This is a genomic window from Vibrio sp. 10N.286.55.E10 (genome assembly GCF_002872555.1).
GTDB classification, from domain to species: Bacteria; Pseudomonadota; Gammaproteobacteria; order Enterobacterales; family Vibrionaceae; genus Vibrio; species Vibrio crassostreae.
Genome location: NZ_MCSD01000046.1, coordinates 83,438 through 96,812 on the forward strand (window position 1 = coordinate 83,438; position 13,375 = coordinate 96,812).

At 43.5% G+C, this 13,375-nt stretch carries 14 protein-coding genes and 2 tRNA genes; 1 reads left to right on the forward strand and 15 read right to left on the reverse strand.

Annotation, left to right across the window (positions count from 1 at the left end):
- Nucleotides 1–8: 8 nt before the first annotated feature.
- The 13 genes from BCV39_RS19210 to BCV39_RS19270 all read right to left on the reverse strand — a co-directional run bounded on the left by BCV39_RS19210 (nucleotide 9) and on the right by BCV39_RS19270 (nucleotide 11,067).
- Nucleotides 9–1,565, reverse strand: a complete 1,557-nt coding sequence (locus BCV39_RS19210) for a TadE/TadG family type IV pilus assembly protein (RefSeq protein ID WP_102433453.1) — start codon at nucleotides 1,563–1,565, stop codon at nucleotides 9–11.
- A 10-nt stretch (nucleotides 1,566–1,575) separates the two neighbouring features.
- Nucleotides 1,576–2,133 carry a tight adherence pilus pseudopilin TadF gene (gene tadF / locus BCV39_RS19215; protein WP_102433440.1) on the reverse strand — a complete coding sequence of 186 codons (558 nt, stop codon included), beginning with the start codon at nucleotides 2,131–2,133 and terminating at the stop codon, nucleotides 1,576–1,578.
- On the reverse strand, nucleotides 2,123–2,605 hold the full coding sequence (locus tag BCV39_RS19220; protein WP_048664896.1) for a TadE family protein: 483 nt from the start codon (nucleotides 2,603–2,605) through the stop codon (nucleotides 2,123–2,125). The genes tadF and BCV39_RS19220 overlap by 11 nt, the downstream gene beginning before the upstream one ends.
- Nucleotides 2,592–3,329 (reverse strand): tetratricopeptide repeat protein, encoded by a 738-nt coding sequence (locus BCV39_RS19225; protein WP_102433439.1) that lies wholly within the window; start codon nucleotides 3,327–3,329, stop codon nucleotides 2,592–2,594. Before BCV39_RS19225 ends, BCV39_RS19220 begins: the two co-directional genes overlap by 14 nt.
- Nucleotides 3,330–3,341: 12 nt before the next feature.
- Complete coding sequence (locus tag BCV39_RS19230; protein ID WP_102433438.1) at nucleotides 3,342–4,184, reverse strand: type II secretion system F family protein; 843 nt, start codon at nucleotides 4,182–4,184, stop codon at nucleotides 3,342–3,344.
- The gene (locus BCV39_RS19235) at nucleotides 4,181–5,083 is read right to left on the reverse strand and encodes a type II secretion system F family protein (RefSeq protein ID WP_048658591.1); all 903 of its coding nucleotides are present in this window, start codon (nucleotides 5,081–5,083) and stop codon (nucleotides 4,181–4,183) included. The genes BCV39_RS19230 and BCV39_RS19235 overlap by 4 nt, the downstream gene beginning before the upstream one ends.
- Before the next feature lies 1 nt (nucleotide 5,084).
- Entirely contained in the window at nucleotides 5,085–6,356 is a 1,272-nt protein-coding gene (locus BCV39_RS19240) for a CpaF family protein (protein ID WP_048664894.1), read from the reverse strand.
- Nucleotides 6,353–7,594, reverse strand: a complete 1,242-nt coding sequence (locus tag BCV39_RS19245; protein WP_102433437.1) for a chromosome partitioning protein ParA — start codon at nucleotides 7,592–7,594, stop codon at nucleotides 6,353–6,355. The genes BCV39_RS19240 and BCV39_RS19245 overlap by 4 nt, the downstream gene beginning before the upstream one ends.
- The gene (locus BCV39_RS19250) at nucleotides 7,594–8,073 is read right to left on the reverse strand and encodes a hypothetical protein (protein WP_048664893.1); all 480 of its coding nucleotides are present in this window, start codon (nucleotides 8,071–8,073) and stop codon (nucleotides 7,594–7,596) included. The genes BCV39_RS19245 and BCV39_RS19250 overlap by 1 nt, the downstream gene beginning before the upstream one ends.
- Nucleotides 8,070–9,440, reverse strand: a complete 1,371-nt coding sequence (locus tag BCV39_RS19255) for a pilus assembly protein N-terminal domain-containing protein (protein WP_102433436.1) — start codon at nucleotides 9,438–9,440, stop codon at nucleotides 8,070–8,072. The genes BCV39_RS19250 and BCV39_RS19255 overlap by 4 nt, the downstream gene beginning before the upstream one ends.
- The gene (gene cpaB / locus BCV39_RS19260; protein WP_048658586.1) at nucleotides 9,440–10,264 is read right to left on the reverse strand and encodes a Flp pilus assembly protein CpaB; all 825 of its coding nucleotides are present in this window, start codon (nucleotides 10,262–10,264) and stop codon (nucleotides 9,440–9,442) included. Before cpaB ends, BCV39_RS19255 begins: the two co-directional genes overlap by 1 nt.
- Before the next feature lie 22 nt (nucleotides 10,265–10,286).
- Complete coding sequence (locus tag BCV39_RS19265; RefSeq protein WP_102433452.1) at nucleotides 10,287–10,712, reverse strand: prepilin peptidase; 426 nt, start codon at nucleotides 10,710–10,712, stop codon at nucleotides 10,287–10,289.
- Nucleotides 10,713–10,860: 148 nt separating this feature from the next.
- The gene (locus BCV39_RS19270) at nucleotides 10,861–11,067 is read right to left on the reverse strand and encodes a Flp family type IVb pilin (RefSeq protein WP_017080668.1); all 207 of its coding nucleotides are present in this window, start codon (nucleotides 11,065–11,067) and stop codon (nucleotides 10,861–10,863) included.
- Nucleotides 11,068–11,482: 415 nt separating this feature from the next.
- Here BCV39_RS19270 and BCV39_RS19275 point away from each other — a divergent pair, with 415 nt between their 5' ends.
- Nucleotides 11,483–12,376 carry a LysR family transcriptional regulator gene (locus tag BCV39_RS19275; RefSeq protein ID WP_048658585.1) on the forward strand — a complete coding sequence of 298 codons (894 nt, stop codon included), beginning with the start codon at nucleotides 11,483–11,485 and terminating at the stop codon, nucleotides 12,374–12,376.
- 611 nt (nucleotides 12,377–12,987) lie between these two features.
- On the opposite strand, the gene BCV39_RS19280 is transcribed toward BCV39_RS19275, so the two are convergent.
- Nucleotides 12,988–13,064: transfer RNA gene (locus tag BCV39_RS19280), tRNA-Val, on the reverse strand.
- A 70-nt stretch (nucleotides 13,065–13,134) separates the two neighbouring features.
- Nucleotides 13,135–13,211: transfer RNA gene (locus BCV39_RS19285), tRNA-Val, on the reverse strand.
- Nucleotides 13,212–13,375: the final 164 nt, after the last annotated feature.

Sequence of the window (13,375 nt, forward strand, 5' to 3'; positions counted from 1 at the left end):
ATTTTCCTCTAGTACAACTTAGTGATTCCGCTTGTTTTTGAGCCTTTACGGATGAGTTCTTCTATCTTTTCAATCAATTCATCTAGGTTAGATACATCGATAATGTCTTCATTTGGATCGACAACACAGTCTTGAAATCCACTCTGTTGGGACGCTCGAAAATCGATACCAATAACACCTATGTATAAGCCCGGTATCTCTTCTCTTGCTTTGTCACACATACCTCTGTCGACTAACCCTCTGAGGATGCCGTTATCAGGACTTTCCTGCCCATCACTTAAAATGAGCAGCATCTTGATTTTTTTGTTATAAGCCTGCTGTTCGTCTTGATCGGAACTGTTCGGGTCACCGTCATGGAGAACTTGAGAACCTCTCAAAATGCCTTGAAAAGCAGCCGTACCACCATCTGCCCACATCGAATTAATCGGATTCAAGTCTGAAAGCTTGTTCGATAGGCGAATGTTGGAAAACTGCGATGAATCGGAAGAACCATGCGCGTTAAATAGACGAGTTCCACTCACACCATAGAAATCAGGCTGTAACCCCGACTTATCAGTAAACATCGTCGAGACTGAACTCGGGAAATCAACGTAGTTGTAGACATCTGCAACCAAGTAATTATCTTGATTAATCACATCCTTGATACGTTTGGCGTACTTTTGATTGTCCGATTTTGGGTTTGGGCAATATGATTTCCAGTACGCACAATCAAGCACATAATCTTGCGAATAGGTACGCCAGTAATCCCAGTTAACATCGTTGTAAGAATAAGGCGATACGTTGGTTTTATAGTTATCTTTGTAGCTCAATTGGCTTGTCGCGTTGGCTCTATTACCCGAGACGATTTCCCTCGTTCGAACGTTAAATGGCACAAAGCCAACTCGGTTAAGCAGCTTGTCTCCGGTGGTATCTTCTCCGGGCTCATCACAAACGTATTTCCACTCTCCATCGACATAGTCTTGGTTAATCGACGTACAAAGGATCTTGTTTGATATTTCATCGATGGCGGTTTTCAAATCGTCGATTTTTCTGTTTCGATTTGAACCCCATCTGTCGTTCATTGAACCGGAAAAGTCCGACACAAAAACAATGTCGATGTTGTTATCACCAAGATACACCGGGTACTTTCTCGCTAACGAACGGCCCGCCAGGTCTTGCTGCTCATCAAAAGACGGGATAAAGCTACTCGCAAACCAAGAGTCGTGTGTCGTCTTGGCATTCACTGTGTATTGGATGTATTCAAGAACCCCAGCACCCTCGTCTTCCGCTTGGTGGAAACGGTCTGCAGAAAGGTTGGTTGATTTGATGTCTCGAACATAGTTTTCGACATACTTGGTCGCCAATCCACGGGCCTGATCCGGTTGATCTTCAATAGTCACTGCTATGGCTGCAGCCTCTGCGGAATCTCGTAATCGACTGGTCTCTTGAACATAACGTGTGCCTTCAACCGCCCAAAAGGTCATGCCCATGATTGGAACAAGCAATAAGCCCATCCACACCGCGGCAACCCCTTGTTGTCTTTGGAGACTGATATGCTGGCGATTGATTTGACGCCCATGCTGCATTTTCATTTCATTATCTCCCTGGCATTATTGAAGAAGAGCCAATCTTAACCGTGGTACTGCTACCACCGTTGAAGAAGGGTTTGAACCAAGAGCTTTCCTCTTCACACAGACTGATTCGGTACAATGGATACACAACCCCCTTTTCTACAGGCGCTAGATCCGCATGCTCGAGAATCGAATCGGTTTGGCAATTTAAGCTTCGATACTTGCTGGTTGAGAATTCAGCGACATTCGTTTTATTGGTCAACGCTTCAATCTTGATGGCCACATTGTCTACTGGTGTATTGAGCATTCGGCTTGCTACTTTCGTCATGTCTTCTAACTCTGCGTTGGTCACAGATAGGTTCGTTCCTGCCAACACATCGGCTTCAAAATAACGAGTACGCTCTTTGATAACATTGACTAAGGCAAAGCTGGATCGATCAAGCTTGGCACGTGCGAGCAATTGATAGCTCAAGTCAGCCCCAAAGAGATAAACGCCCCATAAGGCCACAAGAATGAAAACTAACTCAATGGTGTACGAGCCTTGCTGGCGTCTTTTGGAAAGCACGCATTGCTTACGGAGCATCATCTTTCCACCCCTCGTGCTCTAAGTTCAAAACCATGGTGCGTGAGATATCTCTGTCAACGGCACCGGTCAGTTTAATTACGGGTGTGTAGCGGTAAGTCACTGTAATTTCTGCCAAGTCATAGTTGAAGTTCAAGCCTTGATCTGAGTGTCCCCTGTTCGCGATAAAGTCGTCATAGGTTTTGAAGTACTGACCCGCGATAGAAAAACGAGAGCTATCAATTAAGAAACTCCACAGGTTGTCATCGTCTTCAATTAACGACCTAAACTTATTCTCGTACTGTTCGTTGATCCCTTTACCTTCATAGATTTTGGTATTCCTGATAGTTTCTCTCAGCGAATACTCGGTCATGTTCACAACGTAGATTTGGTAACTCGATTCGAAGATCGCAAAGGTGGCAAAAAACAGAACAAGCGCACCTAATACAAACTCAATCGCCGTCACGCCCTTCTGCTTGTTAAGACGCTTCATCATTAACTCCCAATTGAGTCAATTCAGCAGCGATGTTCTGAATCTCTTCTGCTGAGAAGTCACCTTTGAGCAACTTTTTGGCCGAGTCAATTTGCTGAGTTTTCATCAGAGCAATAGCCAGATTAGCTTTAACGGTTTTATTCGCTGGGTCTTCTTTTAAAACCGGATCCAATGTTTGAATCGCTTGTTGGTACTCGCCATTAGCCATTTGAATCATTGCGATGTTGTTCTTAACGACGACATCGTCATAACCGCGTAAACGTGCTTGGTTGAGCTCTTGTTGTGCTTCATCGTATTTCCCAACTTTGGTGTAAGACACACCAAGCAAGACGTGAATTTGCCCTGTTCTATTTCCTGCCTCGATAGAAGTTACATACGCAGCAATCGCACTTTCAATGTCATTTTTTGCATCAAACACTTGCCCTTCTAACTGATACAAGTTGGGATTTTTAACCCCCTCTTTTTGCAAGTGTTGAACATAGAAGTCAGCCGATTCGATATCTCCTTTGTGGAAATATGCCCAAGCCAGTTTCTCTTTCACCTCTGGATCTTCGAAGCCTTGCTCTAGCTGGGATTTGTAATAACTAATCAAGCCATCATAGTTCTTCACTTTTTCCATGCTAGTGACGTCAGCGAGCTGCAAGTCTTGTTGTGACGGTGCCGATTGACACCCCGCCAACACACTCAACGTGAGCAAAATGAAACCGATACGTTTTCCAATCATTAGTAATTCTCCCTAGATGCTCAATGTCATTTGCATGATGCTCGGCGCGAGAATCAGGATAACGATCGGGAACATGATGAAGAGGATCAAAGGCACACTCATCTTGGCAGAGAGCTTACCCACCTTTTCCTCGACCGTAAGAATCTGGACTTTTCGCATGTCTTCAGCGAGATCACTTAACACACTCGCCACAGATGTTCCGTATTGCAGGTTTTGGATAATCGTCAACACAAAGCTTCGTACTGGTGGCGTTGGGATGCGTTCACTCAGATCATTGAGCGCCTTTTCCAGCCCGTGTATTTTCGCCGAGTCCGATGTGCGCTTAATTTGGTAACAAAGGTCTGAGTCAAACTCAGCCAACTCTTTTCCCAAATAGACCAATGCGGCTTCAATCGTCATACCGGTTTGCACACATACCGACATCATGTCGAGTAAATACGGCAGTTGAGCTGAGGTTCTACTGATCAACATCTTGCGTCGCATTTGAAGCAAGGTATCTGGCACGACGATGACGGCAATCAGCGAGAAAATAACGATGAGCAACTTGTTAGTTGATGTCATATCCCCCAACAGCACCAACCCTGAAATCAACGCCAATACCAATAACTTGGCAGGGAAATAAAATTTCGCCCATTCGGTGTTGTAATAGCCCGCCTCGATCATCTTTTGCTCGAGCTCGTGTCGATGCTCTTTACCAAAACGAACAAAAAATCGGTTTACACGCGAAGGTGCACGAACAGCATCGTCTCCAATATAGAGCGCAACTTTCTTATGTCGTTGCTCTTTACGAATCGAATCGACAATTAGAAAGAGTAACGAAAAGAACAGCACAATAAGGGAGGCCAGTAACATCATGCGCGTACTCCTCTTACTAATAACCAAACAATGAACAAACCAAAAAGCTCACTACCCAACACGTAAAACAATATGATTCTTCCCTCTGGGTCATAGAGAACAAAATCCACATTAGCGGGATTAACGTAGTTGAGAATAATCATAAAAATCAAAGGAATGGCTGCAACGATTTTGGCTGAAATTCGGGCTTCCGACGTCATCGCCATCTTCTTTTTCTCAAGTGTTCGAGAGTCAACCAAAACCCTAATCAGACGAGCTAACACGCCCTTTAGTTGCCCCCCGCGAGCGATGTTTGCCCTGATCGTCACGGTAAAGAACAGAAACTCTGGGTACGGGTAGTTTTTGCATGAGCGTTGAAGCACCACTTCTGGAGACTCACCTAGCTTCAGTCGCTCTCCCATTAGCTTGAACTCGCGTCCAATGGGGTTGTGCATCACATCACCCACATAACTGATGGCTTGCATTAAACTGTCACCCGCAGTGACGGCACTCATTAGGATATTCAACGCATCAGGGAACGTATTCTCAAAGTCTCGACGCCTTCTTGTGACCAGAAAACGATAGCCGAAAAAGGTAAACATCAAAGATGAACCCAGTACCAGCCAAGAATTGGTGATTGATAGTAGATCAGTAACGATGTACCAAGACGCGATAAGACTGCCCGTTATATATAAGGCGATGTACAACGACGATCTCGGGCCCAACACCATTAATGTTGGTGAGATGGAATCTTTGAATTTTTGCCAGCCTTGCTTGCGCACCAATGACTTCACGTTAATCGCATTAAAGTTTTCAGCTTCCGCTTCTTCGATATTGAAAAATTGGTAGACCTTTTTGACCTTTGAATCTCGGATCAAAAGCAGCACAAACGCAAATAGGATTAATGAAATCCAAAGCATACTATGCCCCCTTAAACGCGGCGATCAGCTCATCATAGAGCCCGAAAAATTGCGCTTTTTTCACAAGCTCAGATCGTTGCATAATGCCGTCGGTGACGAATTCGCCTTTAACAGTTTCTCCGTAATGCGCATCGTCATAACGAAAGCGATAAATCTCTTCCATCACCACGCTCTCACCTTCAAGGCCCACGATTTCAGAGATGCTCGTGATCTTACGAGACCCATCGCGTAGCCTGTTAACCTGAACAATCATCTGAACGGCACTGACGATCGTTCTTCGAATCGCATCCAGAGGCTGATTTAAGTTCGCCATCATCACCATAGACTCAACACGAGCAATCGCATCGCGCGGCGTGTTGGCGTGCAATGTAGACATCGAACCATCGTGACCCGTATTCATGGCTTGCAGCATTTCAAACGCTTCAGAGCCCCTGCACTCACCAAGAATGATGCGGTCTGGACGCATACGAAGCGCATTGATAACCAACTCTCGCTGCGTTACTGCTCCGGTTTGTTCAACGCTTGAGGTACGTGTTTCCAGTCGAACCAAGTTAGGTTGTTGCAGGCGCAATTCAGCCGCATCTTCAATGGTGACGATGCGTTCATCTTCAGCAATGTATTGAGACAGCGCGTTGAGCAACGTGGTTTTACCTGAACCGGTACCGCCAGAGATCAATACATTAATTCGACAGCGCGAAGCAATCATCAGCACTCGCGCCATGTCTGGAGACATCGACCCGAAACCAATCAAATCTTCAAAGCCAATCTTCTGCTCTCTGAACTTACGAATAGAGATAGATGTGCCATCCAATGAAATAGGCGGAATCACAATATTCACACGACTACCATCTTCAAGCCTGGCATCGACTGTTGGAGAAAGCTCATCCACTCGTCTTCCAACACGTGAAGCAATACGCTTTGCTATGGCTAACAACTGCTCTTCATTCACAAACGAAACTTCGGATTTTTTGACCTTGCCGTGTCGTTCGAAAAAGATGTTGTTTGGCCCATTCACCATGATGTCGGAAATGGATTGATCTTCGACCAAAGGCTGCAAAGGCCCCAAACCAAACAGTTCATCGATTAAGCTTTTCACCAAGCCTGACTTCATCATCGACGTGATCGGTCTTTGGTAGCTATTAGCTAACAGGTCAACGGCCGCTTGTATCTGAGATTCAAGGTCTCGACGGCTCATTTTCTGAACCGCTTCTGCATCTAGGGCTTCAAATATCTGACCACGAAATGCGAGGTATAAGTCTTTGTTAGAACTCATTTAGCACGCACCTTTTTCAACCAAGAATTCATGCCCTTCTGATCCATAGGTTGACCATTAATCAGCTTCACCAATTGCTCCATAGAACGACTGATATGGCGGTCATGCTTGTGCCCGCGTTTACCATCAATAATGATGTGCGCTAACGCTTTACAGTAGTCGACTTCGAGATCAACCTCTGCGCCTAAATACTTAGTCAGATCGGGCTTTTGTAAAACGTAAGCGTTTTCCGGACGATGGTAGTTCACCACGGTAATCACACGAGTACGCGACGATAACGAAAGCTGCAAGTTGGAGACTTTTTCAAACAGTCGTTTTGCACTTCTTACTGAAGACACTGACGCATCCAACACCAACACAACCACATCAAAGTTTTCTACCAAGAGTTGAGGTTCAACTTTGAAATCCACGCCACCCGAAAAGTCTTCAATAATGAAATTGGTGTTACGCGCTAACAGGTCACACAAGGTTTGGTTGTAATTAAGAACATCGGTTTGACTCATGTCGCCATCAATCGCTAACAGACGTAAATTCTTACGAGCGTTGATTAGGTAACTCAACGCCCCTTCTTCATCCATTTCATGCAATGGTGCGGTGAACTCGTCAATGGTTCTCGGCTTAAAGTCTTTTAGGCCGAGCAAGACATCAAGGTTGGTATCCGCATATTGATGATCGACGAGAATCGTGTCCGAGCCTTGTGTCGATAATAGTGAGCTCAACTCGGTTGATAGAAACGATGCACCCACGCCGCCTTTTGAACCGACAATCGCGACTCGTTTTGCTTTACGTTTTTGGCTCACACCAGAGAAAGTCTTAAGGTTCTTACTAACGTGGTTCAAGAAGTCAGCAAATTCCTGCTTATTCACTGGCCAGAACACGTAGTAAAAACCCATATCTTTAAGCGAACGAAGCGTAGAAATCGCATCCTCTTTACCAATCACAACCACCCCTTTATGCGTGGGTAGTTTGCTGGCAAAAGATTTAGCGTCTTCAACCACATTGGTCGATTCATTAAGCTCTAGAATCACAATGTGGCTGCTTTGTTGCTCTGTCAGTTTGGTTAAACCGGCTTTGGCTTTGACACAAGCAGGATCATTCCATCCTTCAAATCGAAAGACTTCTTGAACAAGGTCTAAACACTCTTGAGATTGATAGAACAATGTACATCCGGCAACACCTGTCGCTCCGGTCTGAACTGGCTTGGCCTTGGTTGTTAATGCTTTCGTTAGGTCAAACATTATTGCTCTCCTACCAAACGAGACTTGTAAGCCACTTGCTTCAAACGCATCGATTCAGCAAAGCAATCTTGCTGCCTCAACCGAACGTGAATCTGCGCTGGTTTGCATTCTTGAGTCTTCAAACGCGTTAACGTCACCTGAATATTGAGATCAGTAGGCAACAATTGAGCGCTTCGATACGTCACTCTTTGTGGCGCGATAAGGTGTGAAGGATATTGTTTAAAGATCGCCTGCAACATCTGTTTGGTGCGGGGAGATTTGTAATCCACGACATAGGTCGCTTCTTTGTCCATCGACTCAATATCTTGAATTAAAGCAGTAATCTGTTTGGTCGTTTCAGCGCGGTTTTTCATCGCAAACTCAAAACTGTGGTGCTCTTTGTACACCAAGGCTTCAGAACCCTGTCCGACAAAGTATTGCTCAGAGGCGCAGCCGAAAAGTGACGTGGTAAATAACGCCATCAATAATAATTTCTTCATTGGATAAACCCTCCTTGCGACAACAGGCGAATCGTTGCATCAGATGACGTCACCGACTTGCCATCCCATTCGACGTTAAGCCAACGCGCCAATGTAGAGGTCTTTTTGATGTAAGGCAGCTGAATGTCTTTCGGCTTAATTGGCTCGACGAGATTCACGGTAGCAACGATGATCAGCTCAGTTCGCTTTCTTTCTGTGGTTGCTTTTCTGAATGCAGCACCAAGTACAGGAATATCGCCAACGAAAGGGATTTTTTGCATTTTTTCCAAATCAGCACTGCTCATCAAGCCACCAAGAACGAAGCTGTCGCCATCGGCAAGTTCAACGGTTGTCATGGCACGTCGTGAAGCCAATTGTGGGACTTTGATTCCTGCCGCTTCAACATAACCTTCGACTTCGCTCACTTCAGGCGCTAATTGCATGCGGATCTTGTCTTGACTAAGCACTTTCGCCGTTAGGTCGAGTTTGATGCCGAACTCTTTGAAGGAAATGTTCACATTGTTACTGGTAGTAACGATAACGGGCACTTCGCCTCCCACAAGGAAACTTGCAGACTCACCGGATAACACGGTTAAGTTAGGTTCAGCCAGAACTTCAGCAATCTGATCATTGCCTAACGCTGTGATTAACGTGCTCAGGTTTGCCGCATCGAACTGGTCGAAAACAAATTCACCAACACTTGAGCCCACAGAACTCCAATCAACACCAACGGTTTGTCCAAACGATTCCGTTACCTGAGCAACTGAGATTTTGACGTTCACCTGTTGAGTGGTCGCAACTTCAATACGTTCGATGATCCCTTCCCACGTCATATTGCGGGCAAATACCATGCTTTCGGGTTCTTCGTAATTTGAGCTGTCAGATTTAAATTCTAGCTTCTGAGTTTTTTCCCATTTCTCGGTTTTTTCTCGTCCCAATAGAGTCGCTACCAAACGATAGATGTCGTCACGAGTCGCTTCGGAATCAACAAGGCCACTGACAGCGACTTGCTCTCCTACAGACTGAACCTTGACCTTAGCGTCAGGGAAATGAAATTTGAGTTGGCGTCTAATATCCGTCAGATCCAAATCGACAATAATACGATCGGACAGCAACACCTCATCGTCAATTCCATAGACAATTAAACGTGATTGCCCAATGCTATTGGCGAAGACTACCAAGGTGTTGTCGTTGATCACTTTGTAGTCAACGATATCAGGGTTATTGATGAACACTTGACCAATCGGGCTTTTGAATTTGATGTGCTGACCATCGTTGAGCGTAATGGAACGATCGGCAGCAAAAGTGTTTGTTATAGAAAGTAAGCCAATCAACGCTGCTAAGATGGAAACACGCAGTGCTTGTTTGATTCGGTGATGGATCATCATTACAACGCCTCTCTAGAGTTATTCTCATTACCACGTAGCTCAGCAATACCGGTATAGTTATCGATAATGTTGCGTACCTCCGCGACCTCAGGTTGCGTATAGGTTTGGCTTCGATAAATTTCGATGTGCATTGTGCGTTGTGCTAGCGCGAGTTTTGGTAATTCATCAGGCTTAACTTCGATGACCACCGTAGTCAAACCGTCCTCTTTACTCGGCGCTCGAGCGGTAATTGAACTGTCGCCAGTTTCGTCATTTCCGATGTTGAGGACTTTGACATTTTTAAGAAACATCGAGGCCTTCACCCCTCGAAAGCGCTTTGGTTTATCGATATTTCCAGCCAAGTTGGCATTAGGAGAACTCACTGTGAGAATATCGATGTACGAACCTGGTCGGATGTAATCGTTGATTAGGTTTTTATCACTGACTTTAAGTGGGTATAACGTCATGCCTTCTGTTATCAAAAGATCTACATATCCTGGCTGTCCTGGTGTCACTTGATATTCAGGCAGTACCACCTCACTGGCGTTAAGGTCGCGATTTAACAAAGTGGAAGGAGCAAAGCTGATTTGAGCGTCTTCTCTAACACCCAGCGTTAAAGCTTCACTTAAAGGAAGCTGTTGTTTGACGACACCTTGTGCGTCGATTGCACGCCCTTTTTCGTAGGCTTTGGTGGTCATCCAAACGGCAACATGTTCTTCATTTTTTTCAATGATCGTTTCAGCCGCTACTTTCGGTTGGGGCTCACTCTTGAACAGGTCGATAACGCCTAGCGCACCCACGATTAAGGCAGCAATGGCCACAAGTAATACCAGTCGGGATCTCATAATGTGCTCATTTTTTGGAGGTTCATATATGTGGCGTAGATTGAGTTAAAATTACTAAGTAAAATCCAATGCTAATTGCTATTCCATATGGAATACCCTCTTGGTTATGGGCATTTCCTCTTATTAATTTTTTACTTATTAGATAAGTAAGCGCTAAAATACCACCAGCAAAAGCCGTCAGAATATACGCCAATAATAAGTCATCAACAGGGATGGCAAGAGACAAAATAACGACGTATTTAATATCACCCGCTCCAATCCAAATCAGCTTATAAAGAATAAGTCCTCCACCTAACATCAGTAAAAAACTCATAATTTGGATATCTAATGGGGATATGAAACACTGCAAGAAGAGTAGTACGAGCAAGGCGTAATTTTGTATCTTACGATAGAGAAAATCAGTAGCCGACACATATATACTCAATATTGCCAAAGTCACTAAATACAATTCATGACTAAAAATTGGAAATACCACCTAAGTTTGGTTAAAACAAATCTTATTTTACATCGTAAATTAACCAAGCCAGACCAATGTAAACACAGGTCTGGCATGAATATCTCTCGATATCTTCTACATTAGCCAATAAGGCTTGATGTTAGCTGCTAGCAGTATCAATAGCCGTAGCTACATCTTCAAAAGCACCTTCTAGCTTACCAATGAAGCCATCAGCACCTACCGCTGTAGTTACTAGCACAGCCATTGCAACAGCAATAAGACCATATTCGATCGCAGTTACGCCGCGCTCATCGTTCTTGAATTGTGATAAAAACATGCTTGTTTTCACGTATAGCTTAGTAATCATTATTTGTTCCTATAAGGGCTGTTGAAAATTCGTCGCCATTATAATTAGCCCACCCACTCTGGGGAAAATACCCCCTATCGACTTTATCAATAGGTAGAGCGAAAATTGATCAAAATAAAAACACTAAAATTAAAAGAAAACGTAACAAATCTTTTATCAACAATGAGTTACAGTTAAAATCACTGTCGGAAATCTATATTAATTTAAATTTATAAACTTGAAAAAGTAAGATGCAGCTCAATCTTTTTTGTTATATACAACTTATATAACCTTTAGATATAACCCAATTGATAATTTATTAGGCTTTATTATTCATTATAAAACCTGTTGAAATACAAGTATCATCACGCTATTGTTCTTCGAATCAACAAACAATAATAAATATAATTTCTTTGTGTCAAAGGTTAGTCGAATCATGAAACTACATTTCGAAAATATTGTTTCGTTCATAGCAGTAGTTGAAGAAGGTTCATTTAGCTCTGCTGCACGCAAGCTTGGAAAATCACAGTCAACAGTTAGCACAGCTGTTCAAAATCTTGAGTCAGACTTAGGTTTCAACGTATTTAATAGAGAGCACTCTAAAGTCTGGTTAACAGAGAAAGGGGAACGCCTATTCCAATTATCTTTACCTGTGGTATCAAAATATCGGGAATTAATCACCGTTGCCCAGCAGATGAATATATCTGACCAGATAGTTTACCGCGTGGGTATCGATCCATTGGTGTTCAATAAAAACGTAAAGAAGACACTACTAGCATTCTCGGAAGCATTCCCGAATGTCGACTTACTTGTAGTGACGAAACCCAGCTTTGTGTTAGGTAACTATATAAACGAAGGGAAGATAGACCTAGCGTTGGGTAACCCGTACCACAAGACCAATTACGACTTCAATATCGAGGAGCTATTCCACGTTAACTGCTGGTGGGTGGCTCATGAAGACTTAGTCACCTTAAAGTCTCAAGCATCGTCACAGCGAGTGCTATTAATGGACGGGTGTGAAGAGCTGCTTAACTTGTCTAACATCGCAGCATATAACCTATGGCGGCTGGATGATTTAGGAACCATCATCGATTTATGTAAAGCTCAAAAAGGCATCGCTTTTGTACCAGGGTTTCTTATTGAAGGTAATATCAAAGAACATAAACTTAAGGTTATTACCGATCACCCTGACTTTTTTGGTAAACGAGTTATTGCATCACTTTTCTGGCAAATACATTCTGACTTTAGCTTGTTTAATCAGTGGATCAAAAAGGAGCTACAAACCAGTACTCAATATAAACAAACATTTGTTGCTGATTTAGCTCAATAACGTTCTCTTAAAATCTGGAAATCACATTCTGGTACATTAGCCAGCTTCGGAGTTAATACGAGTAAAGCCATACATCTTGATATAGTTCCGAAACAATCCATAGATAATAAATATAATTGACGTCGTTATATTTTGTTTATTCTATAGCTCATCAATCAAAACTTAACGACAGCTATAACCTTTCATTGCTTCGATTTAATTGATAGAAACAACTTCAGAGTATTTATCGCTTTACTCGTCATTTGTTGATCGCGAAATCTAGATTTAAGTGCTTGGTAGTAAATCTACGAGAGTGATTGTCGAGCGGTCGTCTACAAGCTCACTACGGGGTTATTTAGGGTAATACCCGCATCTTGCCACTCTGGGGCGACTTAGCTTTCGGTTAACCTCATACAAACGATGTTGATGAGTAGAAGAAAGGCTGATGATGGTGACTACACTCACCCCCAAATTGCAGAGACACACGAAGTCTCATTAAGTCTACAACGCCGGCTGGCAAGACATACAGGGCTTATAAGAGCTGGCAGATTGTATAGGAGTTATGAGAGGAATTACAGGCACAAAAAAGCCCACACTAGGTGGGCTTTCTGCTTGTTCATAAAGAACGAATTTGGTGCCCGCTACTGGACTCGAACCAGTGACACCTTGCATGTCATGCAAGTACTCTAACCAACTGAGCTAAGCGGGCGATGTTCTAATTTCTTATTACTACCATTGTGACAAACTCAATAGTTATGCAATAACAACTAAACAAGGAATGGTGCGTCCGAGTGAACTCGAATCACCGACCCCCGCCATGTCAAGGCGGTACTCTAACCAACTGAGCTACGGACGCATTCCTTTAGAACGAGGAAGATATTAACGACTGATTTATTGCGGCGCAAGTAGAAATTACACTTGAATCAACCGTTTGCTCTTATTCGCACCAATACGTTGAATTTTTAGACGTGAAACGTAAATAAAGTTGAGTTACATCACACTAAGTATTGAGTGTTGCTT

What these genes read in the sequence shown, in the direction of transcription:
- BCV39_RS19210 (WP_102433453.1), bottom strand. Translation starts at nt 1,565, where the DNA reads ATGCAGCATGGGCGTCAAATCAATCGCCAGCATATCAGTCTCCAAAGA.
- tadF (WP_102433440.1), bottom strand. Translation starts at nt 2,133, where the DNA reads ATGCTCCGTAAGCAATGCGTGCTTTCCAAAAGACGCCAGCAAGGCTCG.
- BCV39_RS19220 (WP_048664896.1), bottom strand. Translation starts at nt 2,605, where the DNA reads ATGAAGCGTCTTAACAAGCAGAAGGGCGTGACGGCGATTGAGTTTGTA.
- BCV39_RS19225 (WP_102433439.1), bottom strand. Translation starts at nt 3,329, where the DNA reads ATGATTGGAAAACGTATCGGTTTCATTTTGCTCACGTTGAGTGTGTTG.
- BCV39_RS19230 (WP_102433438.1), bottom strand. Translation starts at nt 4,184, where the DNA reads ATGATGTTACTGGCCTCCCTTATTGTGCTGTTCTTTTCGTTACTCTTT.
- BCV39_RS19235 (WP_048658591.1), bottom strand. Translation starts at nt 5,083, where the DNA reads ATGCTTTGGATTTCATTAATCCTATTTGCGTTTGTGCTGCTTTTGATC.
- BCV39_RS19240 (WP_048664894.1), bottom strand. Translation starts at nt 6,356, where the DNA reads ATGAGTTCTAACAAAGACTTATACCTCGCATTTCGTGGTCAGATATTT.
- BCV39_RS19245 (WP_102433437.1), bottom strand. Translation starts at nt 7,594, where the DNA reads ATGTTTGACCTAACGAAAGCATTAACAACCAAGGCCAAGCCAGTTCAG.
- BCV39_RS19250 (WP_048664893.1), bottom strand. Translation starts at nt 8,073, where the DNA reads ATGAAGAAATTATTATTGATGGCGTTATTTACCACGTCACTTTTCGGC.
- BCV39_RS19255 (WP_102433436.1), bottom strand. Translation starts at nt 9,440, where the DNA reads ATGATGATCCATCACCGAATCAAACAAGCACTGCGTGTTTCCATCTTA.
- cpaB (WP_048658586.1), bottom strand. Translation starts at nt 10,264, where the DNA reads ATGAGATCCCGACTGGTATTACTTGTGGCCATTGCTGCCTTAATCGTG.
- BCV39_RS19270 (WP_017080668.1), bottom strand. Translation starts at nt 11,067, where the DNA reads ATGATTACTAAGCTATACGTGAAAACAAGCATGTTTTTATCACAATTC.
- BCV39_RS19275 (WP_048658585.1), top strand. Translation starts at nt 11,483, where the DNA reads ATGAAACTACATTTCGAAAATATTGTTTCGTTCATAGCAGTAGTTGAA.